This window comes from Acidiplasma sp. MBA-1 (assembly GCF_000949015.1).
Classification (GTDB): Archaea; Thermoplasmatota; Thermoplasmata; order Thermoplasmatales; family Thermoplasmataceae; genus Acidiplasma; species Acidiplasma aeolicum.
The window spans coordinates 139615-161905 of the sequence record NZ_JYHS01000002.1 but is presented as its reverse complement, the minus strand read 5'-3'; the positions used below and the strand labels follow the sequence as shown (position 1 = coordinate 161905).

General features: G+C 35.3%; 24 protein-coding genes and 1 tRNA gene. 15 read left to right on the top strand and 10 right to left on the bottom strand.

Features of this window, described 5'->3' with window-relative positions; all coding sequences use genetic code 11:
- The first annotated feature begins 2 nt into the window (after window positions 1-2).
- Together TZ01_RS04000 and TZ01_RS03995 are read left to right on the top strand one after the other, a co-directional pair.
- Entirely contained in the window at window positions 3-548 is a 546-nt protein-coding gene (locus TZ01_RS04000; RefSeq protein WP_048101521.1) for an NTPase, read from the top strand.
- Window positions 526-1584: a N2,N2-dimethylguanosine tRNA methyltransferase gene (locus tag TZ01_RS03995; protein ID WP_048101520.1), complete on the top strand. Its 1059-nt coding sequence runs from the start codon at window positions 526-528 to the stop codon at window positions 1582-1584. Before TZ01_RS04000 ends, TZ01_RS03995 begins: the two co-directional genes overlap by 23 nt.
- Here the strand turns inward: TZ01_RS03995 and TZ01_RS03990 are convergent.
- The 4 genes from TZ01_RS03990 to TZ01_RS03975 form a co-directional block, all read right to left on the bottom strand.
- Window positions 1570-2046, bottom strand: coding sequence for a DUF2240 family protein (locus TZ01_RS03990; protein ID WP_048101519.1), 477 nt, complete (start codon window positions 2044-2046; stop codon window positions 1570-1572). The two genes, TZ01_RS03995 and TZ01_RS03990, sit on opposite strands and share 15 nt — an antisense overlap.
- A gap of 23 nt (window positions 2047-2069) precedes the next feature.
- On the bottom strand, window positions 2070-2828 hold the full coding sequence (locus tag TZ01_RS03985) for a nicotinamide mononucleotide deamidase-related protein (RefSeq protein ID WP_048101518.1): 759 nt from the start codon (window positions 2826-2828) through the stop codon (window positions 2070-2072).
- A gap of 165 nt (window positions 2829-2993) precedes the next feature.
- Window positions 2994-3350: a DUF6015 family protein gene (locus TZ01_RS03980; RefSeq protein ID WP_052656788.1), complete on the bottom strand. Its 357-nt coding sequence runs from the start codon at window positions 3348-3350 to the stop codon at window positions 2994-2996.
- Between the two features lie 61 nt (window positions 3351-3411).
- Window positions 3412-4359 carry a nucleotidyltransferase family protein gene (locus tag TZ01_RS03975; protein ID WP_048101516.1) on the bottom strand — a complete coding sequence of 316 codons (948 nt, stop codon included), beginning with the start codon at window positions 4357-4359 and terminating at the stop codon, window positions 3412-3414.
- A gap of 122 nt (window positions 4360-4481) precedes the next feature.
- On the opposite strand from TZ01_RS03975, the gene TZ01_RS03970 reads away from it, so the two are divergent.
- A complete protein-coding gene (locus TZ01_RS03970; protein ID WP_048101515.1) occupies window positions 4482-4676 on the top strand; it encodes a hypothetical protein in 195 nt (64 codons plus the stop codon).
- Here TZ01_RS03970 and TZ01_RS03965 read toward each other — a convergent pair.
- The 4 genes from TZ01_RS03965 to TZ01_RS03950 are packed head-to-tail and all read right to left on the bottom strand — an operon-like array spanning window position 4673 to window position 11366.
- Entirely contained in the window at window positions 4673-5710 is a 1038-nt protein-coding gene (locus TZ01_RS03965) for an SIS domain-containing protein (RefSeq protein ID WP_048101514.1), read from the bottom strand. The two genes, TZ01_RS03970 and TZ01_RS03965, sit on opposite strands and share 4 nt — an antisense overlap.
- 37 nt (window positions 5711-5747) lie before the next feature.
- Entirely contained in the window at window positions 5748-7568 is a 1821-nt protein-coding gene (locus TZ01_RS03960; protein WP_048101513.1) for a VWA domain-containing protein, read from the bottom strand.
- Entirely contained in the window at window positions 7565-10987 is a 3423-nt protein-coding gene (locus tag TZ01_RS03955) for a cobaltochelatase subunit CobN (RefSeq protein WP_048101512.1), read from the bottom strand. Before TZ01_RS03955 ends, TZ01_RS03960 begins: the two co-directional genes overlap by 4 nt.
- Window positions 10988-11021: 34 nt before the next feature.
- Window positions 11022-11366, bottom strand: coding sequence for a hypothetical protein (locus tag TZ01_RS03950; protein WP_048101511.1), 345 nt, complete (start codon window positions 11364-11366; stop codon window positions 11022-11024).
- A gap of 154 nt (window positions 11367-11520) precedes the next feature.
- On the opposite strand from TZ01_RS03950, the gene TZ01_RS03945 reads away from it, so the two are divergent.
- The 4 genes from TZ01_RS03945 (at window position 11521) to TZ01_RS03930 (ending at window position 14313) form a co-directional block, all read left to right on the top strand.
- A complete protein-coding gene (locus TZ01_RS03945; protein ID WP_048101510.1) occupies window positions 11521-11757 on the top strand; it encodes a hypothetical protein in 237 nt (78 codons plus the stop codon).
- Window positions 11758-11818: 61 nt separating this feature from the next.
- Window positions 11819-11891: transfer RNA gene (locus TZ01_RS03940), tRNA-Asp, on the top strand.
- 435 nt (window positions 11892-12326) lie between these two features.
- Window positions 12327-12671 carry a hypothetical protein gene (locus TZ01_RS03935; RefSeq protein ID WP_048101509.1) on the top strand — a complete coding sequence of 115 codons (345 nt, stop codon included), beginning with the start codon at window positions 12327-12329 and terminating at the stop codon, window positions 12669-12671.
- A 565-nt stretch (window positions 12672-13236) separates the two neighbouring features.
- On the top strand, window positions 13237-14313 hold the full coding sequence (locus TZ01_RS03930; protein ID WP_231563428.1) for a transposase: 1077 nt from the start codon (window positions 13237-13239) through the stop codon (window positions 14311-14313).
- 129 nt (window positions 14314-14442) lie between these two features.
- On the opposite strand, the gene TZ01_RS03925 is transcribed toward TZ01_RS03930, so the two are convergent.
- Window positions 14443-14826, bottom strand: coding sequence for a DUF302 domain-containing protein (locus tag TZ01_RS03925; RefSeq protein ID WP_054964029.1), 384 nt, complete (start codon window positions 14824-14826; stop codon window positions 14443-14445).
- A 138-nt stretch (window positions 14827-14964) separates the two neighbouring features.
- Here TZ01_RS03925 and TZ01_RS03920 point away from each other — a divergent pair, with 138 nt between their 5' ends.
- Window positions 14965-15276, top strand: a complete 312-nt coding sequence (locus TZ01_RS03920; protein ID WP_048101507.1) for a hypothetical protein — start codon at window positions 14965-14967, stop codon at window positions 15274-15276.
- On the opposite strand, the gene TZ01_RS03915 is transcribed toward TZ01_RS03920, so the two are convergent.
- Complete coding sequence (locus tag TZ01_RS03915) at window positions 15273-15728, bottom strand: Lrp/AsnC family transcriptional regulator (protein WP_048101506.1); 456 nt, start codon at window positions 15726-15728, stop codon at window positions 15273-15275. The two genes, TZ01_RS03920 and TZ01_RS03915, sit on opposite strands and share 4 nt — an antisense overlap.
- Before the next feature lie 181 nt (window positions 15729-15909).
- Here TZ01_RS03915 and TZ01_RS03910 point away from each other — a divergent pair, with 181 nt between their 5' ends.
- From TZ01_RS03910 to TZ01_RS03890, 7 genes are read left to right on the top strand one after another with little or no spacing between them, the layout of a single operon-like run.
- On the top strand, window positions 15910-17259 hold the full coding sequence (locus TZ01_RS03910; RefSeq protein ID WP_048101505.1) for an aspartate aminotransferase family protein: 1350 nt from the start codon (window positions 15910-15912) through the stop codon (window positions 17257-17259).
- A complete protein-coding gene (locus TZ01_RS09950) occupies window positions 17256-17486 on the top strand; it encodes an aldehyde dehydrogenase family protein (RefSeq protein WP_197065855.1) in 231 nt (76 codons plus the stop codon). Before TZ01_RS03910 ends, TZ01_RS09950 begins: the two co-directional genes overlap by 4 nt.
- A 13-nt stretch (window positions 17487-17499) precedes the next feature.
- The gene (locus tag TZ01_RS03905; RefSeq protein WP_197065854.1) at window positions 17500-18723 is read left to right on the top strand and encodes an aldehyde dehydrogenase family protein; all 1224 of its coding nucleotides are present in this window, start codon (window positions 17500-17502) and stop codon (window positions 18721-18723) included.
- A gap of 1 nt (window position 18724) precedes the next feature.
- Entirely contained in the window at window positions 18725-19777 is a 1053-nt protein-coding gene (gene preA, locus TZ01_RS03900; protein ID WP_052656748.1) for an NAD-dependent dihydropyrimidine dehydrogenase subunit PreA, read from the top strand.
- Between the two features lie 5 nt (window positions 19778-19782).
- Entirely contained in the window at window positions 19783-20670 is an 888-nt protein-coding gene (locus TZ01_RS03895) for a carbon-nitrogen hydrolase family protein (protein WP_048101504.1), read from the top strand.
- Window positions 20667-20810 carry a hypothetical protein gene (locus TZ01_RS09570; protein WP_156150301.1) on the top strand — a complete coding sequence of 48 codons (144 nt, stop codon included), beginning with the start codon at window positions 20667-20669 and terminating at the stop codon, window positions 20808-20810. The genes TZ01_RS03895 and TZ01_RS09570 overlap by 4 nt, the downstream gene beginning before the upstream one ends.
- Window positions 20811-20816: 6 nt before the next feature.
- A complete protein-coding gene (locus tag TZ01_RS03890; RefSeq protein WP_052656745.1) occupies window positions 20817-22289 on the top strand; it encodes a cytosine permease in 1473 nt (490 codons plus the stop codon).
- Window positions 22290-22291 lie beyond the last annotated feature (2 nt).

Sequence of the window (22291 nt, the reverse complement as noted above, 5' to 3'; positions counted from 1 at the left end):
ATATGGGAATAAAGGTTGGTATAACAGGGCCGGTTGGCTCCATAAAAAGTGAGGCGCTGGCAAAGGTTATGGAAATGCTTCAGAATGATGGCAAGGTTATTGAGGGCACCCTGATGTCTGAAAAATCTGAGCATGGTAAATTATACAGTTATTTTATTACTGATATACTTACAAAGAAAAAAATAGAATTTGCAAGGTATGACCTTGTATCAAGGGTAAAGGTTGACAAGCTGGGTGTTGATACAAAGGCCCTTGAGGAGCTCCTGATACCATCTCTTGAAAAGGCCCTTGAGGAGGCAGATATAATAGTTATTGATGAACTTGGAAAGATAGAAAATGCTACTAAAAATATAAAAAATGAAATAGAAAAGGTAATGAAATCGGAAAAAGAAATTATCATAACGCTTCATAAAAAATCAAGAAATCCCGTGTTACAGGAGTTCAGGGCATATGAGAGCGTCAGGGTCTTTGATATAACACCAATAAATAAAAATATACTTCCATTTAAAATAGTTAAGGTGCTTAATGGAGAGGAAGAATCAATTTAAATTAATACATGAGGGTGCAGTACAATTAAGGGTTCCATTAAATTATAATCTTAAGGGCCCGGGCACAGCACAGTCCGGGTTTTATAATGCATCACAGAAATTAAACAGGGATATTACATTATCATTTCTTAAAACATTTAAGCCACGCCTGGCCCTGGATGCATTTGGCGGAACCGGGGTCCGTGGGATCCGTTTTCTAAAGGAGGCTGGGATTAAAACAGTGATAACTGAATTAAACCGTGAATCCTTTGACATTATTAATCAGAATGCCCTATTAAATGGTGAAGACCCAGAGGTAATTAATGCGGACTTTAGATGTGTTATAAATAAATACCTTTTTGATTACATAGATATTGATCCATATGGGTCTGTAATACCATATATTGGCGATGCAATCATGGCAGTAAAAAACAGGGGATATATAGGTATTACAGCAACTGATTTAACAGCCCTAACAGGATCAATGCCACAAAAAACCTTAAGGAGATATAATGCATATATAAACAATGATGCATACAGGCACGAGTCCGGAATCAGGCTTCTCATAGCCAGTTTTGTCAGGGCTGCGGCAGCACAGGATAAAGGTGCCTTTCCCTTAATTTCATTATGGCACTCTCATTATTATAGAATAATTTTTAAAATATACTCATCAGCAAATAAGGCAGATGAGGCACTGGCATATATAGGTAAAATAAATAAAAATAAATCAATATCAGATATATACATGGATATGGATGAGGGGCCATTGTGGCTTGGCCACCTTCACGGTATTGATTTTAACAGCCTTATAAGAATTGACAGCCCTGACCCAGAGTACCTTAAAATTCTGGACAGAATGAAAAATGATGATTTATCATTAATGTTCTTAAATCTTCCTGATATATTTAGGGCAAAAAAGATTAATTCAATAAAAATGGAGGACGCCATAAGAATACTGAATGATAATAATATAAGGGCTGGCAGGACACAGTTTTCAGATACCGGCATAAAGGCCGATGCAGATCTAAGGGAGTTACCAGAACTATTGATTTCTTAAGATGTTCTTTTCCTTTTCAAGGACAAACTGTCTTACATCTATATTATTGTCTGATAATACTGTAATAATTGCAGTTTCAATATCTATGTACCTCATATTTTTGATGAGTTCCTTTGCACGCACAATTGCCTCCTTTTTTGTCATTCTGCCTGATGAAGCCGCCGTATCAAGAAGCCTGTCTATCAATGGTCTTTCACCGGAATCCATGAAAAGCCTGTCAGGGTCAACGGTAAAATCCAGTGGAACTATTACACCATCGGAGTTAAAATTTGGTATATACTTTCCATTTTTTTCCACAAGAAGTTTATCTTTTAAACAGCCCTCTATAAACCTGTCTATTAAATCCGGAGGTATTAAAGCCCTTTTAAATGATAATGATGTTAAAAAATCGTTTTTTGTGTACCCCTCCAGTTTTTTGGCTGCCACTATGGCAATTAATTTTCTGGCATCGTCCTTATTCATTATATGATAATAATATTATTTTATTAATGTTTATCCTGTAAAATATCTATATCCCTTTTTATCATGTTTATTACATTTTTTATTGTTTCCTGAACCATATTTTTATCATTGCCTGATGCGGATACCTCAATTTCAAGAACCGGCGATTTAATCTCATTGCCCTTTGGGTGTGTCTTTATATAAACCATATCACCATAATCTTTCATCAAATTTTTTATATATGGTGCCAGGGAGCTTTCCATAATTCCATTTACGGTAAAGGATTCATCAAGATAAACATAATTTTTTATTCTTATTTTCTCAATAAAGTTGTTCATTATTGATTCAACCTCCCTGGGAACCCCTGGAAGGATAATGTACTTTTTATTATCAATTTCCATGTACACCCCGGGGGCCGTGCCAGCATCATTTTTAAGTGGTATTGACCCCTCAGGAATTATTGCCATTTTCTCTCTTTCAGGGGTTATCTTATCAAATTTATTTTTTATCATGTTAAATGCAGTTTCATTAAGCTTTAAATTAAGATTAAATGCCCTTGCAAAACCAGTTAATGTCATATCGTCATAGGTTGGTCCAAGACCTCCGGATGATATAATAAGATCACCATAGGCGGCAGCATTTCTGAATGCAGCTGCTATTGCATCGAGATTGTCTGGAACTATAATGCCGAGTGATACATTATATCCAGAAAATGTAAGCAGCTTGCCTATAAATGAAAAATTTGTATTAACTGTCCTCCCCTTCAAAATTTCATTGCCTATTGTAATTATAACAGCCTTCATAAATTATTATTATAATAAAATATATAATTGTATAGTAAATTCATTGGGGTATAAAATAAATAAATTCTGCCATCTGATACCCTTGCACATACCAGTATGTCAAAAATTGAATATTTTAATTAATTTGCCTGAATAAGAGATGACATTCCACAGATTAAATATGCCCTATTGCTGCATGTTCTTGAAAATTGAATCATATATATTTTCTTCCTTTTTATTATCGTCCCTTTCATTTGCTATTTTTTTTATTTTTTCCGAGTCTATATACCACTGATTTATCCTCCATGTTTTTCCCTTTATTATGGATATTTCCTCCCTGTGTGTTGAAAGTATACCGCTTTCCTCTAGATTATAAAAAACATCACGTTCTGATGGTGATAGCACATTATCCAGTACATAATCGTCATAACCGAAAAATGATAATATAAAATCACATAGATCCTCCACATCCCTGCTGGACATGCCCTTTTTACCATATATGTTGTCCAGCGCCTTTAATAATTCATTTCTATTTACGGTCATGATAATATCCATTATTATTTACTAAATAAACATTTGCAAAAAAATTTAAATTTTTTTAATCCTATTTATTATTTTCTGGTTTCAAAAAATTTATTATTTGAATTTTTGTATTCTCATATGGTAATATATAGAAATCTTTATATATTGCATCTGAAAAGTTTTCATCATATTTTCTTTTCTCATCGTTTAAAATATAACCGTTACCGGAAATTATTTTTATTATACCACCATCATGAATTTGTATTTTACTCCCCTTTCTGATAAAATACTCTAAAATGGATACACTGTCCGAGTTGAAAATTTTTTTAATGTATCCAAAACTTTCATCGTGCCTGTTCATATATTCCTTTCTGATGGCCTCAAGATCCTTCTCACTGTCTATCCCCATCCAGAGGGAATCATCCTTATACACACCAAGGTTATCAGACGCTACAAGAACAGGAAATACTGACTTTTCAATATCCTTTTCAATATAATCCCTTTTAAATAATTCAAAAACATTCTTTTTAATATAGTATATGCCGGCATTTATATAATAATTCAGCTCGGGTTTTTCCTTAAAATTAAATGCCCTGTCTCCGGCAAATTCAACTATGCCGTAGGGGCTTTTCATTTTCGTTATGTACATAATCATGCCATAATTTTTATTCCTTGAATAATCTATAAAATTATTAAGGTCTATATCAGATACTGTATCACCATTTCTGAGTATTATATCCTCATTTACATTTTCTAGTAAATTTTGTATTGAATATAATGTTCCCATGGGCTTTTCCTCCCTTAAATAATGAATATTAACATCCTTAAAATTCCTATATCTATCCTCTATTTTATCCCCCAGATAGCCTGAAAGAACATAAACATCATTAATTCCAGCATTTTTAAAATCAAAGAGCTGCCTGTCCATTATGGTATAATTATCCTTAAGTTCAATAAGCGCCTTCGGAATTCTATCAGTCAGGGGCTTAAGCCGTTTTCCGTATCCTCCTGCAAGTATTGCTCCTATCATTATTGGGGATGAATAAACTATATATTGTTTTTTCCGTACTATTATTTTAATATTTAATGATTCATGCTAATTTATTTGCCCGATAAAGTTTATTTTAAATACATAAAATTATACTATAAAATATGTACGGTAAAAATGAATTATTATACGATATAAAATTGCTTCAGGAGGCCAAAACTGAAGAAAATATAAACCTAATCGTTGAAAGGATAAGACGCGGAATAGAAAACAGTGATAAAAAAATTATTCTGGATTTATATGAAACCATACCTGAAAATTTAATGAAATATTTCCGGGATTTATTTCCATTCTGTTAATGCGCCCCTGGCGGAAATATTATATTATCAAATTCCAGATATTTTTTTTCATCGAATCTTAACAGGTCCGGGTTAATATGCCTCTGAACTGCCATGAAATATGCAAGATAATAAAGGGGCACAATGTTTAATACAGGATTAAGGTAAATATCATTAAATCCATCTATGTTTATGTTAAAATCACCACTGCCATTTAATGTCAGTGTTTTTGTCCCGGTTACCCTGCATGCTCTTACTATCTGGTTCATTCTTTCATTGTTATAGCCATCGCCAATGAGGATTAGCAACGATTTATCATCTATAATTGATGTGCATCCATGGTTGAATTCCTCAAGCTCTATGCCCTCTGCATGTATGTGTGTTGCCTCCTTTATCTTCTGTGCAGCCTCCCTTGCCACAGGATAGTTGGGGCCTGACCCAAGCACGAATATTGTATTTATATCATTGAGCTGCCCTGCAATATCCATAACCGGTTTTTCCATAACTGAAACAAGATTTATTATTTTTTTTATTATTTCCTTAATTCCCACATCAATGCCTGCATAGTTCTGTGCTATATACATTGATGCGATTGCATTATCAAAAAATGCCTTGGTATTGCACAGTGAAAGATCAGGGGTTTTTATAATTACTGTTTTGTCTGTTATATTCCCTATTGTTGTATTTTCATAATGTGTTATTCCAACAGTAAATGCATATTTTTTCATATAACTTAGTGCATCCATGGTTGATTTTGTTTTTCCACTGTGGGAAATTCCCACCACAGTCCCCTTTGAAAGGCCGGAATAATTAAGAAGTTCATATGCCTGTATAACCCTGTAATTAACATCCAGTTTATTAAGGAACTGAGAGCCTATATACTCACTGTGATATGCAGTACCATTTCCGGTAAATACAAGCGGTGATTTTATAATATCATAATCAAATTTTTCCATCTCCCTTACAGTTTCATTAAGCCCATTGGGAATATCCTTTATCATATCATACATAAAATATGGATGCTTATTCCGTTTTTCAGGTATTTCATCTGTCATTGGATTTATAATGCATTTATATTATTTATTTTTATATTCAGTTTATTTTTACATTGTTAACATCGCTTATTATATGCCCGTTTGAATATTCTGCTATTAAATTATTATATGTTGGTAAGAATCCATTTTCGCCATTTATTATATAAAGCCTTGAAACATTCTTTAATTTTTTGGATATATCAATAATATCATCCTTCATATTTCCGGGTGGATAATTTCCGCGACCATCTGTAAAAAGTACTGAAACTGTTTTTTCACCAGAATATGCTGACGTTTTATATATCTGTTTTAAGCCCTCTAAAAGGGGTGTTTTCCCTGAACTTTTTATGGATTTAAGCCTCTGGTTGAGGACCGTGAAATTTCTGGAAAAGTTCATTAATACTCTGGCGCCTGTGCCTGAAAACGATATTAGTGCAACCCTGCTTCTTGTAATATAAGCCTTTTTAAATAAAAGTTTTGACAGCTCTAGTGCATTTCCTATCCTTCTTTTAAAACCCATGGACGTGCTTGAGTCAATTGCTATTATAACCGGGACGGCACCACCGGAATAACCCTCCCTCAGGACAATATCCGATGCCTGCATCTTTTTATGATTATTGATTTTCATGGATACCATGGACGAATAAAGATCAAGGTGATTCCCGTTTTTATGTCCTGTTCTTATAAAATTTCCAGATTTTGCATTTCTTCCGCTCTTTTTAATAATCTCATTTCTTAATTTCATATCTATTCTGGGATTCTCAATATTATTTAGGGTATCATCCCCTGTGGAATTATTTTTTTTTACCGGCATTTTTTCATCATTATTTATATCATTATTGTTCATATCCTCATTTATATTCTCATTTTTATTGCCCTGATTTTGACCGGTATTGTTAAGTTCCCTTTCCATGTTGCTTTTTTCATCATCGTTGATTCTATGCCTTAGTGCAAATTCAAGTGCCTTCCTTGCATCCTCCATTGTAACATTTTTATTACCATTATATGCTGCTATTGCCCTTGCCGCCTTAACCGCAGATATCATGGCCCTGTTACCCATATGATATTTCAATATAACATCAGCCATATATTTCTCTATATCATCGGGTATGATTACATATCTAAGAGCATTTCTTGCCCTCACTATTCTTTCTCTTAAAATTTCATCATCCTGATCATATTTGCTTATAAATTCCACCGGATTGTGATCAAATTCATCAACCCTGTTTGCAATCTCAATTAGCTCTTCTGCGCTTGATGGCAGTTTTCCCTCAGCTGAAATACCAAATCTGTCAAGAAGCTGTGGTCTGAGCTCTCCCTCCTCAGGATTCATTGTACCAACCAAAATGAATCTCGCAGGATGTATATATGAGACGCCATCCCTTTCAACAGTATTTATGCCTGATGCGGCTGAGTCCAGTATTGCGTCTGCTATGGAATCATCAAGCAGATTTACCTCATCTATGTATAAAATTCCATTGTTTGCCTCACCAAGCAGCCCCTCTCTGAAATTAACCCTTCCTGAAATGGCAGAATTTATATCTATTGATCCAACAACACGATCAAGTGTTGAACTTATTGGTAAGGTTATTACAGGCACTGATTTCTTCACTATCTCGGCAGAATTATTATCTATCTTTTCACGGCATTCATCACAAAGATTTTCAGAATTTAATGTGCAGTTGAACCTGCACCCTCTTATTGAATCCATTTCTGGCAGTATATTTGAAAGCGATCTTACCATTGTTGATTTTGCAATGCCCTTTGGACCTGTGATTAAAATTCCACCTATTTTCGGGTCAATTGCATTGATAATTAATCCAAGCTTTATATCATCATTTCCAAGAATTGCAGAAAATGGGAAGTAGTTAATTTTCATTCACTCTCACCCTCCATTTCAATATAGGCATTATCAAGTTTTTCCCTCATATCCTCAGATGCATTCCAGATGCCCCTCTTATATGCCTCTATCATTCTGGATGTTATCTCACTTAATGCCCATGGATTTTCCCTTTTAAACCATTCCTTCATTTCATTGTTTAAAATGAATTTTTCGGCTATATTATTAAAAATTGCATCATTTACCATTTTGGTTGTGGCCGCCCAGCCATACAGGTGCTCTATTTTTTTGAGCATTTCCGTGGCACCCCTGTATCCAAAGTTTTTCTGTGCATTAATCCATTTATCATTTAAGAGCTTCCCTATTGCCGTCCTTTCTATTTCCTCCTTCATTGTCCTTACCTGCGGGCGCGATGGATTGAATGTATCCTCAAACATAAGATTTGGGCTTGAACCATACTTTTTTGCCATTAAATAAAATCCGCCTGCATATGAATAGTTGCATGAATCGTCGTTTATATCTATCTCATCAATCTCCCTCTTATGTATAATTGTATCTATATTTTTTGATACCAGTGAAAGCTCATTTTTTGCCTCCCTTCCAAAGTTATTCTTACCATATGAATACCCCATCCACTCTATAAACACATCTGCAAGGTCATTTTCATTCTTCCATTTTGATGATTCCACCGCATTGCTCACACCGGACCCGTAGGACCCTGGTTTAGATGAAAAAATTCTCATTAAATGGCCGTACTCCCTGTAATGTTTTTTAATGTAATTATCCTCCTCAGACTCATCAAGTTCGGCAACCTTCCTAATTGCTGTATCTATAAGCTCAATAATATTAAATAGATTATCCCTGACTATTCCGCTTGATTCAATGACAACATCTATTCTTGGCCTCTGAAGTTTTTCCATTGGTATAACCCTAACATCGGAAACCTTCTTTGAACCCTCCTGCCATATGGGCTCAACACCAATGGTAAATAAAATCTGTGATATGAGCTCCCCATCCGATCTGTATGCATCTGTTGACCAGAGCACAAAACCCACTGTCTCTGGAAATTTATTATTCTTCTTATATTCGGCTTCTATTAGTTTATTTGCAAGTATAACGCCAACCTGCCACGCTGACTGGCTTGGAATCTTAAATGGGTCCACAGCATAAAAGTTCCTGCCAGATGGTAAAACATCATATCTTCCACGTGCGAGGGAGCCAGACAGGCCGGATGGTATAAATTCTCCATTGAGTGCCTTTAGAAGATTATTTTCCTCATTTTTTGATGAAAATTTTAGATTATTTATAATGCCTCTTTCAAGTTCTGGAATATCATTGTTATGATTTATATATTCCTTTATCATTTTAACCGCTGCATCCTTTCCATGCATTGATATTAATGAGTGTTCATCAAATCTTGTGGCAGTTGCAACATAATCAGGCAGATCATCGTTATTAACCTCCTGGGCATATACATAGAGACCGTGGGTTATTACAGAATCCTTGAAAAGATTTATTCTGTGTTCTATTTCATGTGTGGCCTTATGTGCGTCATCAAAGTCTATGCTTAAACCTATTTTGCTGGCAAGATTTTTTATATCCCTTAAAATTAAATCCTCTCTTGCATTATTTTCTGATTTTTCAGACTCCTCATAATCATCTATTAATTCCTCAAGCTTATTAATTTCATCAGGTACCTCATCATAGGATGTTGGTGGCGTTATATAATCTAAAAGTACTGCATAGCTCCTGCGCTTTGCTATTATACCCTCACCAGGAACATTTGTAGAATAAAGATATATATTCGGCATGGTACCTATGGAAATTTCTGGGAAGCATGAGGGTGAGAGGCCGAGACCCTTTCCGGGTGTAAATTCAAGTGTTCCGTGAGTACCAACATGAATTATGGCATCCGCACCAAATTTTGTTTCTATCCATTTATAAAATGCAAGCCAGTAATGCGTAATTGGTGTTTCAGAATCATGTATGGTTCTTATGCTGTTATCATCATCTGAAAACGTTATTCTTTTTGGCTGTATGCCTATAAAAATATTTCCAGAGAGAAGCCCCGGTATGTAAAATTGTGAATTTAATACCATGTAATCCCTGTTCCAGTTTATATTTCCCCAGCGGTTGATTATTGCCTTTCTTGAATCCTCGGGTATTGAATTAAAAATTTTGGAATATTCATCAGAGTTTATGGTATCGACAGCACCTTTTCTATCTATTATGTTTTCAATTGATGTCCATTTACCCTCAGGGATGGCCTTTTTCCTTAATATTTCCTGTATAAGATCCTCGCCATTTTCAGGTACATAATCCAGAGAGAAGCCAGAGTTTTTAAGTATTTTCATTATATTGGCAACAGAATTTAATGTATCAAGGCCTGTTGCAGTGCCTATATTTGCCTCAAGGTCCTTAAAAGATGAACCTGAATGGAGTATAATTGCTATTTTTTTATCACCGTTATTTTTATATTTTAAATTAACCCACTTTTTTATTCTATTTGCCATATAATTTATCTGCTCATATACCGGGGATAATTCCCTGTAAACTGTTCCCTTTTCAGAAATTTTTTTAATAACGCCAACAAGTATCGGTTCTATTGTACCATCTATTTCTGGAAGCATGGCGCTCATTATGGAGCTTACAACATCAAGTCCTGATGAATCTATCCATTCCTTGTATTCTTTATAATAATATATAAGGCCCTGAAAAACAGGTACATTTAAATTTAACAGCGTATTTTTTTCCTCACCCTTAATAAGAGAAAATGAAAGAAGATTTATGACGGCATCAACATTTACCCTGCCATTTTCATAAAAATATTCATTAATGCATTCCTCAGCACTTTTTATGTTTTTGGAGGAATCACCAAAACCATTTGTAAAAACTGGAATGCTTGAAATACCCCTTTCATCAAGTTTTTTTATGATTTCATCAACTATTTTTGTATCCCCATCCACCCAAGCGGTTCTATAAAATAGTATTCCAACCCTTTTGTTATATTTATTTAGGTTTAAGTTTTTGGGCCTGTATATGCCGGAAAATGGCAGCGGATCCGGATCATTATAACTGTTTTTTTCAAAAAAGCTCTGTACATACAAAACAAGATTTTTTATATTGTTATAACCACCATAAAAGTAATATAAACTAACCTTTTCAACAATTTTAGGATCAACATTGGAATATTTGCTTAATATGGGGTCTATTGCTATTACATACTTTTTATTACCAATTATTTTTTCAAGCTTTTCAAGTATGCTGCTGTATATATTCTCCCCGGAAAAATGATGTATAAAAAGTGCATCTGCATCCCTGACAAAATTAAGAAAATCATCATCTATTGGATCAAGCCGGGGGTATTTTATTCTAACATCATTTCCAGTTTCCTCACCCGCCCTCAGGAATGATTTTACCACGGAACCATTCCAGCCAATTAATACAGCAAACTTCATAAAAGTAAAGTATATTTTAGTATTTAACAATTTTTTACTGTTTTTTTATTATGCATGAATATATTTTATACCTAATGCAGTCCATGTAGCGGTCATGATGATTTCCGCGATTTCTGGCTATATAGTCAAGAACATCCTCATTTTGCAGGAAATTGTTTGGGTCTCCCTGAATTAATTCAGCTATATCAGAACCGCTGACATTTTTTGATGATTTATATTTTTTAAGGATGCCGTCAAGGTATGGATCTGTTTCTATTATCCACCTTTTTATTATCTTTTCAATTTCTTCCCTCTTAATTCCTGTATTTTTTGCTATATACTTAACTGGTTTATTTTTGCACCTGAAGCTGGCAATTATTTCCTCATCCTTTCTGGCCATTATAAAACAATATGTAATAATTATAATTAAAGTTAAATCAAATCATAAAAGCTCTTATAATGAAGTTTTATGTACCCTTATGAATTTTTATAATATATTTGAAAATGAACAGCAAATTCGTAAATTTTAATTATTATTACGCTTTCAATAAAACATGGATTCCATAGATAAGGAAATTAAGGAAATTTATATTCAGAACTCACATTTTAGGAATAAAAAATATTTTGCTCTTTATCTTGGTATATCAATCTCTATCGATTTGATAATATTCCTTATTTCTGTCATTACCGCATCATTTTTCATGAAAATGTTGTTTGACGTAGTTTCTGGCATTTCAATGACCTTTTTCTTTTTATGGTTTATTCACAATATAAGAAAGGAGTCTGAATGATGTGATTAAATAAAAAATAAAAAAAGGTTAAATAAAACTAAACAATTATGTTACACAAATTGCCCCGATAGTGTAGCGGCCTATCATACAGGCCTGTCGAGCCTGTGACGTGGGTTCAAATCCCGCTCGGGGCGCTGGTTACATATCAGTTTGCTTTCCCCTCCTTTTTACTAATCCGCAAAATCAAGCTTCTTCAGTTTTTGCGAAACACCGAAAATGCCTCCACCGTATCAGGCTGCATGTAAGGCAGTGTAGTATTCAGTTTTTTATTGTTCCGTGAGCTTCTGTATCAAATCCGGTTGTGTACTCATGTCATATAGGTACCGGGCATAAAACCTTCCTGCTCAGTAAGGAAAAAACTTCATTTCATATGCTCTAAAATGAAGACGAAATGTAAATGTGTTCATTAAATGCAATTATATTATTATTTTAATGAATCATGGAAAAATTTGATGATATTGCACATGAAATATTATTGTATGTTTTGGATATAATAGACCAAATATATTAATTGTAAGACTTTTTACCAAACTACAAAAAAACTTAATAGAAAGCATAAATAATATTATATGGGAACAAAATACCTTGTTGTAATAACATCTGGGCTGGATCAAAAAGATAAAATGATTGTTGGTATGAATTTTGCCAAAAATACATTCAGGAAGAAGAAGGCGGATGATGTAAAGGTTGTTTTTTTCGGGCCAAGCGAAAAGGCATTTTCTTCCAATGATAGCGATTTTCTTAAACTGTTTTCTATCCTTAAGGACCTTGGAATAGTTACAATAGCATGTAGTGGATATTCGAAAGCACATGATCTGGACAAGGCAATTATGGATTTGAGCACAGAACTTGAAGACGTCTCAGAAACGATACCAAGATATGTTGATGCAGGTTATACTGTAATGACCTTCTAAGAGACCATTTATAAATTATCCTGAATTTGTATTCTAAATTTATCTTACAATTCCTGCATCATTCCTATCAGAATTTAAAAGTTATAAGGATCTATCTGGCAACCACCATTAATCTTTGAATTTAATTTTCCACATCTCTGATGTTCTTTCAATTCAGGGTGGTAAATTCAATATTAATATCCAATTAAATTATTCCTTTAAAATTATTGTTTCCAGCCATACCATGCTACAAATAAATAATAAATTCTGATTGTATAGTTATCAAAGCTGATAACCTTATACCATATTGATGCATTATATTATCAATATATATACAATAAAACAATTAATTTTAAAATTTTTTCAGAACTCATAGATTGACGTGATTTTTAAAATAACAATAAATTAATTACTTTTAGAATAAACATTATTATGCAGCATTTATGGAGAAATTTTATATATACTCATGGCATTATAATATTTGTAAATGAAGATAATCAGAACTGAACAGATATTCATTTTGGATAATGGAATAATATCATATATGTGCTATAAATCAAAGAACCTGTTCAATTAGGCAAATTACATTCTCAGAAACCAGTTCTTTAATAAAGAAAGATTATCATCATATAAGGAGCTTGCAAATGAATTCTCAATGCCATCAGAAATAGATGAATATAATAATTTCCAGAAACTACCCGCACAGACAGCACAATGGACAATAAAAAAGGTAAAAGAATCATGGAGTTCATTCTTTAGGGCATTAAAAGCATATAAGAAACATCCTGAATTATTTAATGGAATTCCAAGACCACCCAAATATAAATACAAGGATGGAGAATTCATGCTAATATTTACCAACCAGCAATGTTCCATTGTTGATGGGATTCTTAAATTTCCTAAAATAATGAATCTGGAGTTAAAAACAAGATTAGAAAATGTAGATTTAAGAGAGGTAAGAATTATACCATTGGGCACAGGATATAATGTTGAGATAGTATACTCTAAGGAGATATCAGATTTTAATGAGGTAAGTGCAAACAGGATACTTGGTATAGATGTTGGTGTAAGGAACACCATAACCATTGGAAACAGCATATCTGAAAAGGGTATTGCTGTTAAGGGTGGTGTTTTAAAATCCATAAACCAGTATTTTAATAAAAAACTTTCAAGGCTTAAATCTATTAATGATAAACAGAGGAAGAATCATGAAAATACTAAAAGAATCAATAAATTATACATGAATAGGAACAGAAAAATAAAGGATGTAATGCATAAACTATCAGATGCAGTTATAAAATATGCAATTAATAATAAAATAGATACAATTGTTATAGGCCATAATAATAGGTGGAAGCAATCAGCAGAAATGGGAAAGAAGAACAACCAGAACTTTGTCCAGATACCATTTAATACATTAATTAACCAGATATATTATAAAGGTCAGGAACATGGAATAAATGTAATTATTCAGGAAGAATCATATACATCCAAATGCTCTTTTCTTGACAATGAAAGCATAGAAAAGCATGATAATTATCTTGGAAAAAGGATAAGCAGGGGAATATTCAAATCTCTCAATGGAACATTAATACATGCAGATTTACATGCATCATATAATATTATAAAAAAGCAATCCCCGAAGCATTTGCCAACGGGATAGAGGGTATTGGGTTGTATCCAGGAAGTTTAAGCATACCCAAATTCATTGACATGATAACTTCCAAAGGTGTATGTTAACATGGTTAACAGAAACTGTAACCTTCACATTTTGTTCCTTAAAATTGATTTTTTATTTTTTTAACATGTTTATTATTTTATTAATAAGACCATCTAACTTTTCAAGAGATTCTTTATTTTTTGTAATTCCGTATTCCTGTTCAAGGTCCTTAATATTTTTATAAACAGCATATGTTTTATCATTAATTGAATATAATAGAATTTTGGTAGGCAGTTCAATACCAATTTCAGGTGATTCAATCATTATGCCGGTACCAACTGCAGGAGAACCAAACATAACTAATGTCTCATCGTTCATATCCATTCCGGCATCAATGGCGTTTTTCCTGTGGTCAATTATACCGAAGATATTTATTTTGTTATCTTTCAGAAATTTTTTGATAATTTCAAGGGCATCACTAACATTATAATCTATTTCAACCTTTAATATTCCCATAATATTGAAATATGATTTCATACATATTTTTTTTGGTAGTTCTATACTAAATGCGCAAATAAAATTATTTGATAATTATTCTTAAAAAATTAATATATAAATAAAAACATTTAAATACAGTTATAAATTGATTACACCATGGAGCCTTTTTATTTTAAATCGTATAATAAATTAATAGGCGTGGCCTGCGATCTTGAAAGCCTTCTTGCAGAGCTTGAATGTCTGAATATATATGACCGTGATGCTGTGAATTATCACGTTTTAAATGGGCATATATCAATGTGGCTTGAATATATGGGCATGCACGACCTTGCTGAAAACCTAAAAAATGCCAAAACACCTGAGGATGCCATAAGGGAGATAAAATCATATAAAATGTCCTTAAAAGGCCATAGAAACGGCATGAAACCAGGAAGAAAAAAAGCAATGAATAAATTGAATAAAAATTAATCAATTCTGTTAAATTCTGTCAAATCCTCCTTTTTAATTGATAGTACTGTTATTGTATTGCTCCTTTCCACGCCATCTATTAATGATATTTTATTGAGAATTGATTCCAGATCTTTTATGCTCTCTGCCTTGATCACCGCAGTAAAATCATAATCGCCAAGGACATAATATAATGCACATATTCCCTTTACCTCTTTTATTTTTTCGCCAACCTCCTCAGCATAACCCGGACCATACCGTGCCTTGATCATGGATATGGCCGTTAAGGTTTCCGGCAAGTTATTTCTATCAAGTTCTGGTATAAACCCCTTTATAATTTTTTCCTCCTCCATTTTTTTAATTCGCTTCTGCACAGAGGATTTTGAAATGGATACCCTATCGGCTATGTCCTGCAAATTATTTGTTTTTAAAATCATCATTGTCTTTAATATTTCCTTGTCCTTTTCATCCATATTAGATTATGTTTTACGATAATATATTGTTTTTTGATTACAATTTTTAATGCAATTAAAGAATAAAATATATCATGCAATTTTTATTTTACGATATAAATTATCAATATAATAATAAATCTAGATATATTATCAATGTTTTCATCAAAGTTTTTATATATAAGATAATCTTATTATAATTATGGCAATAAAAAATCCAGAAAATGAGTTAAACAGTACCGTTGAAAATACCTTTGTAACGTGGAGCCGACAGAAAGGATGGAACCCTTTGAAAATAATTTCAGGTGAGGGAAGTTATTTTACAGACTCTTCAGGGAAATCCTATCTTGATATGTCATCACAGTTAATGTGCTGCCACCTTGGCTATGGAAATAAAAATGTTATAAATGCCATCAAAAAACAGGCTGAAACACTATCATATATTGGCCCATCATTTGACACGGATATAAGGGAAACAGTTTCTGAAAAACTAAAATCAATACTCCCAGACAATATGGGCAAATATTTTTATGGCACCTCTGGAACTGAGGCAAATGAGGCCGCCATAAAAATTGCAAGGATGTACATGGCAGATAAAAAGAAGAACAAGATAATTTCATTTTATAATTCATATCATGGATCAACTCTTGGAAGCCTGCAGCTAACAGGTGATTTTAGAAGGATGCTTGTGGATTCATATGAAAATGCTTCAGGATTTTTAAGGGTTGCCCCACAGTTCTGTTATCACTGCCCGTTCAAACTAAAGTACCCCGAATGCAACCTGGCATGTGCTGAAAATCTTGAGTATACAATAAAACAGGAGGGAAATATTGCCGCTGTGATTTTTGAGCCTGTAACAGGCACAAACGGCGTTGTTGTTCCACCCGATGGATTTGTTAAAAGGTTACGGGAAATCACTGAGGAAAATGATGTTCTTTTAATAGCAGATGAGGTTATGACCGGATTTTGCCGTACAGGAGAATGGTTTGCAGTGAACCACTGGAATGTTAAGCCTGACATAATCACAACGGCCAAGGGAATTACAGCTGCGTATGCACCATTATCACTAACAGCGGTTGATAAAAAGATTTCTGATTTCTTTGAGGATCATATTTTTGCGCACGGCCATACATATGAGGCACATCCATTAATGCTGGCCGCAGCATCAGCAGCAATTGATGAATATAAAAATTATGTTCTTGATCATGTAAGGCGTATATCACCACTGTTTGAAAAAAGAATTAAGGAACTAAGGGAAAACCATGTATCGGTTGGGGATGTCAGGAGCATAGGATTATTCGGTGGGGTCGAAATAAATTACGACCGTGAAAATAGAATACCATTTAATACTGCGCAGGATAAAATTGATGGGAAACCATTGATGGTAAGCAGGATTGCAAAATACGCCATGGAACATGGCGTTTATCTTAACACATGGATTTCACACTTTATTGTGGCACCGCCACTGATAATAAGTGAGGAGGATTTAAACAGGGGTTTTGACGTTATTGATGAGGCGTTAAAAATATCGGATGCGGAGGTGAAGAAATGAAGACAGAAAATATGGAGTATAAGGTCTTTAATTATGTGAATGGGCAGAGGGTTGAGAACAAGGGAAAAACAGAATACAGGGTTTTCAACCCGGCATTTGGAAAGCAAATAGCATCTGTATTTGATACAGGTGCCGAGGATGTTAATAAGGCTGTGGATTATGCATATGATGCATTTTTAAAATGGTCAAAGATTCCAATAACTGACCGCATAAAAATATCTTTTTAGGCTTGAAAATCTAATGAGGGAAAATGCAGATGAACTTGCAAAAATGGTTACAATAGAGCATGGCAAAACATTCAAGGAGGCTCAGGGAGAGGTTCTCAGGGCCATAGAAAATGTTGAGGCCGCATGCTCATCAACATATAACATCATGGGGAAAAATAATAAAAACATCTCTGCTGGCATAGACGAGGAATTAATAAGGGTTCCCATGGGTGTATTTGCTGCAATAACGCCATTTAATTTTCCAATCATGGTTGCATTCTGGTTTATCCCATATGCCATTGGCCTTGGGAATACAATAATAGTAAAGCCATCAGAAAAGACACCATTAACAATGCAAAAAACACTGGACCTTTTCGATAAGGCCGGTTTTCCACCAGGTGTAATAAGCGTTGTCAATGGTGCTGTTGATACTGTGAATGCCCTGCTTAATAATGATAAAATTGTGGGTGTTAGCTTTGTTGGATCCACAGGTGCTGCAAAATACATAGTTTCAACAGCATCGGCCAAACACAAGAGATCACAGGCAGGGGCATCTGCAAAAAATTATGAGCTTGTTATGCCAGATGCAGACCCTGAAAAGGTTGTACCACACCTGATATCATCATTTTATGGTAACGCCGGAGAAAGATGCCTTGCCGGGTCTGTATTGGTAACTTTGCCGGAAAATCATGATAAAATAGTGAATTTATTCAAAAAACAGGCACAAAAACTTATACTTGGTTATGGATTGGATGAAAACGTGACATTAGGTCCATTAATTAGATCTGAGCATAGAGAACGCGTGCTTGGATACATAGATTCAGGCATCTCAGAGGGGGCTAAACTTATACTGGACGGCAGAACATTTGATGCAGGAAAATACAGGGATGGTTTCTTCCTTGGTCCTTCCATATTTGATGATGCATCAACGGACATGAAGATCATAAGGGAGGAAATATTTGGGCCCGTTGCAAGCGTAATAGAGGCAAAGGACTTTGATGATGCAATAGAAATCATAAATAAAAGCCAGTATGGTAATGCATCAACAATTTTCACAAATTCAGGAACGTATGCAGAACGCTTTACCGAGGAGGTACAGGCAGGAAACATAGGCGTAAATATTGGTGTTGCGGCACCAATAGCATTCTATCCATTCGCAGGATATAAAAATTCCTTCTTTGGGGACCTGCATGCACAGGGCGGACCGGATCATGTCATGTTCTTTACAGACAGCAAGGTAATTATAAAGAGGTGGTAAAATGCAAGAAAATGATAGTTTGGAAATAGATTTTGATGGTGTAAAATTTAAAAACCCGTTCTGGGTTGGTTCAGGTCCAACCAGCGGCACCGCCGATAAAATCATTCAGGCCCTAAAGGCCGGATGGGGAGGCGTTGTCATTAAGACCGTTGGGGATAGCATTGTCAGAAAGGGCGTCAGGCCAATGTATGCCGCCATGAGGGATCAGAATAAGGACCTTGTGGTGTTTGAAAACATTGAGCTAATTACAGAGGATAACCTTGAAACATGGGACAGGTATATAAGAACTGTATACCATGAAATTCCGGATGCGCCAATTATATTTAGTATAATGGGTTCAGCCGATATATCTGAATGGGCGAAGCTTGCCAGATGGTCAGAAGATCGCGGTGCAAATCTAATAGAATTAAATTTTGGGTGCCCGCATGGTGAACCAGAAAAGAGATCAGGGGCGTATATATCACAGCATCCAGACCTTGTCTATGAATATACCAAGGAGGTTGTGCAGTCTGTTGGTGTACCGGTTATTGCTAAATTATCACCGAATGTAACAGAGATAACAGAGATTGCAAAAAATGCAGAAAGGACAGGTGCAAAGGCCGTATCTGCAATAAATACTGTATCATGCCTTATGGGCGTTGATATAGAGCGTGAAATGCTCTTCCCACCCGTCTTTGGATACACAACCTACGGTGGCCTGTCAGGTCCCGGGGTAAAACCCATTGGATTAAAGGCAGTTTCATCCATTTATAATAACACAAAACTCACAATAAGCGGCATTGGTGGTATTTCTAACTGGACAAATGCTGTGGAATATATAATGTGCGGTGCAACATCGGTGCAGGTTGTAACCGACACAATAATGCACGGATTTAACCAGATTAAGGAATGGACATCATCCATGGCGGATTATTTAAAAAGGCACAACTATGCCAGCCTGGATGACATAAGGGGGAAGCTGGCAGGCAAGATAAAGGAATACTCGTATCTGGAGAACCTCATATCAGAAAGGGATTCTATTGACGATGAACTTAGAAAAATAAGGGAGGTGTGATTAATATGGCAGAAAATGAGCTTGTCAGGATCGGAATGGTGCAGATGGGATCTGTTCCAGAAAAGCAGGAGAACATAGAGAAGGCAATATCATACACCGATGAGGCTGTATCGCAGGGCGCTGATATAGTCGTTTACAATGAACTTTTCACAACACCGTATTTCCCTGCAGAGGAGAATATGAAATACTTTGAGTATGCTGAAAGGGACGATGGTGAAACAGTACAGATTTTTAGAAAATATGCAAGGGAGCACAAGGTTTCATTAATACCAACAATTTTCGAGGAGGATAAGGTTGTTAGAGGGATATTCTATGATACAGCTATATTTATTGGCAAGGATGGAAATGTCATGGGAAAGTACAGAAAGATTCACCTTCCACAGTTAAATGGGTACTATGAGAAATATTATTTCCATCCTGGAAGCGGGTATCCTGTCTTCCAGCAGGACGGCTACAAAATAGGGTCTGTTATATGCTATGACAGGCATTTCCAGGAGGGCCCAAGAATACTGTCATTGAAGGGTGCCGATATTGTTTTTGTTCCAACAACAACAAATTTTTACCCTGAAACATGGGAACTGGAGTTAAGGGCACATGCGGCGTTTAACACAATCTTTGTGGTGGGTGTTAACAGAACAGAGGAGGAATTTAACGGCCAAAAAATCAAATATCTTGGAAGGAGCCTTATTGCCGGTCCATCAGGTGAAATAATTGCACAGATGTCTGATAAAGAAGGTGTAAAGGTTGCGGATGTAAATATAGACCTAATCAAACAGAGGAGGGAAAAGGCACCATTCCTTGCTGACAGAAAGGTCATAGCATATAAAGATCTGGTCGATAATGATATCGGCAACATATATTATGAAAAGGATGTTATGGGTGATGATAAATGACCGATAAAATAGAGATAGACAACGGCCAGGTTTTCCTTGATAAGGAAAATAAGATCAATGACTATCTCTGGAATCCTGATTTTAATCCTGTGCCAAAGGATTTAAGAAAATGGGGTGCGGCATCATTTACAAGCCTCTAGTTTGCAATGGCAGTTATAGTCCCAACATGGACGCTCGCCACGGTTGGCCTTGCCCTTGGTCTGAGCTGGACTCAGGTTATTATATATATGTTTCTTGGCAATTTAATTATTTTAATACCAACAATAATACAGTCCCATGGCGGTGCGAGGTACGGTGCTGCAGAACCACAGCTTACCAGAAGCAGGTGGGGAATCTACGGTGCGCAGATACCATCATGGATAAGAAGCGTAATATCCATGGGATGGTGGGGCATTGAATCATTTATAATAGCCGAGGCGGCAACATATATTTATCTTGTGAGTGCAAAGGCATCATCCCTTAAAACGCTGGTAGCCTATGTTGGTCCGGGAACACTGCCAAAGTATTTTCCAACAGTATTCTGGACAATATTCGTTATAGTCATAATCACACAGCTGATAATTTTTTACATATCGCCACCGGTAAAGGGGCAGAATCCGCTTAGAATTATGGCAAAAATTGCAGCACCAATAATGGTGGTAAGCTTTGTCATAATGTTCTATTTATTCATGTCTGCCGGAAAATTTAATTTTACACCTATAACAACATATAATAAGGCGGGAGCACCACTAATAGTCCAGCTTGCATTTATAAATTCAAATGTTGCATACTGGGCAACCATGGCGGTGAGCATGCCTGATTATACAAAATATGCAAAGTCGCAGTTTTCACAAACCGTGGGCCAGATACCCATGCCGTTTATTATGATGGCCGTTGGTGCCATGGCCCTTCTTGGTGCAGGTGCATCAATCAGTGCAGGCTGGCTCCATGTTTCAAGTTCAGCAGGCTTCTTTAACTATGACCCGCTTGAATTAATGGCACTGTACTTTCCATCATACTTTTCAATACCGCTGCTAATTGCAGTGATTATTGGAACATTCTCTGTAAATGTGTTTGCAAACTCCATAGCACCGGGATATGATATAGCCAATACATATCCGAAAAGATTAACATGGTTCAGGGGCATTGTCATAGGTGTAATAATCAGTGTACTTCTTGGTGCATATACAGCATACAGTACAAGCGTTTACACATATGTTGATGGATGGCTTCTTGCATATGGTGCACTTCTGGGCATGGTTGAGGGCATAATTGTGTTCGATTACGCAATATTAAGGCATTTCAAATTAAACATAAGGGATTTATTCAGGTACGATGGAATATACACATTCCTGCATGGCTTTAATCCGGCAGCGCTAATATCAGGCACCGTGGCTGTTATTATAACATATGTATATCCCTGGGGAATCTCAAAGGCCTATATATTCCAGCTGTTATACGATAATTCATGGATCACCGCATTCTTTATAGCCGGAATTCTTGATCTGCTGCTTAACGCCTTCTGGGTTATACCAAAGTACGGTAAGAATCAGATTGGAAGCCTTAAATCAGGATATGTTGACCCGGAAACGCAGAGTCTTTTTGATGCAAAGATGGCCGCATCATCCGGCAAAAAATAGGT

Coding starts and splice junctions, on each gene's coding strand:
- TZ01_RS04000 (WP_048101521.1), top strand. CDS start 3: ATGGGAATAAAGGTTGGTATAACAGGGCCGGTTGGCTCCATAAAAAGT.
- TZ01_RS03995 (WP_048101520.1), top strand. CDS start 526: ATGGAGAGGAAGAATCAATTTAAATTAATACATGAGGGTGCAGTACAA.
- TZ01_RS03990 (WP_048101519.1), bottom strand. CDS start 2,046: ATGAATAAGGACGATGCCAGAAAATTAATTGCCATAGTGGCAGCCAAA.
- TZ01_RS03985 (WP_048101518.1), bottom strand. CDS start 2,828: ATGAAGGCTGTTATAATTACAATAGGCAATGAAATTTTGAAGGGGAGG.
- TZ01_RS03980 (WP_052656788.1), bottom strand. CDS start 3,350: ATGACCGTAAATAGAAATGAATTATTAAAGGCGCTGGACAACATATAT.
- TZ01_RS03975 (WP_048101516.1), bottom strand. CDS start 4,359: ATGATAGGAGCAATACTTGCAGGAGGATACGGAAAACGGCTTAAGCCC.
- TZ01_RS03970 (WP_048101515.1), top strand. CDS start 4,482: ATGTACGGTAAAAATGAATTATTATACGATATAAAATTGCTTCAGGAG.
- TZ01_RS03965 (WP_048101514.1), bottom strand. CDS start 5,710: ATGACAGATGAAATACCTGAAAAACGGAATAAGCATCCATATTTTATG.
- TZ01_RS03960 (WP_048101513.1), bottom strand. CDS start 7,568: ATGAAAATTAACTACTTCCCATTTTCTGCAATTCTTGGAAATGATGAT.
- TZ01_RS03955 (WP_048101512.1), bottom strand. CDS start 10,987: ATGAAGTTTGCTGTATTAATTGGCTGGAATGGTTCCGTGGTAAAATCA.
- TZ01_RS03950 (WP_048101511.1), bottom strand. CDS start 11,366: ATGGCCAGAAAGGATGAGGAAATAATTGCCAGCTTCAGGTGCAAAAAT.
- TZ01_RS03945 (WP_048101510.1), top strand. CDS start 11,521: ATGGATTCCATAGATAAGGAAATTAAGGAAATTTATATTCAGAACTCA.
- TZ01_RS03935 (WP_048101509.1), top strand. CDS start 12,327: ATGGGAACAAAATACCTTGTTGTAATAACATCTGGGCTGGATCAAAAA.
- TZ01_RS03925 (WP_054964029.1), bottom strand. CDS start 14,826: ATGGGAATATTAAAGGTTGAAATAGATTATAATGTTAGTGATGCCCTT.
- TZ01_RS03920 (WP_048101507.1), top strand. CDS start 14,965: ATGGAGCCTTTTTATTTTAAATCGTATAATAAATTAATAGGCGTGGCC.
- TZ01_RS03915 (WP_048101506.1), bottom strand. CDS start 15,728: ATGGATGAAAAGGACAAGGAAATATTAAAGACAATGATGATTTTAAAA.
- TZ01_RS03910 (WP_048101505.1), top strand. CDS start 15,910: ATGGCAATAAAAAATCCAGAAAATGAGTTAAACAGTACCGTTGAAAAT.
- TZ01_RS09950 (WP_197065855.1), top strand. CDS start 17,256: ATGAAGACAGAAAATATGGAGTATAAGGTCTTTAATTATGTGAATGGG.
- TZ01_RS03905 (WP_197065854.1), top strand. CDS start 17,500: ATGAGGGAAAATGCAGATGAACTTGCAAAAATGGTTACAATAGAGCAT.
- preA (WP_052656748.1), top strand. CDS start 18,725: ATGCAAGAAAATGATAGTTTGGAAATAGATTTTGATGGTGTAAAATTT.
- TZ01_RS03895 (WP_048101504.1), top strand. CDS start 19,783: ATGGCAGAAAATGAGCTTGTCAGGATCGGAATGGTGCAGATGGGATCT.
- TZ01_RS09570 (WP_156150301.1), top strand. CDS start 20,667: ATGACCGATAAAATAGAGATAGACAACGGCCAGGTTTTCCTTGATAAG.
- TZ01_RS03890 (WP_052656745.1), top strand. CDS start 20,817: ATGGCAGTTATAGTCCCAACATGGACGCTCGCCACGGTTGGCCTTGCC.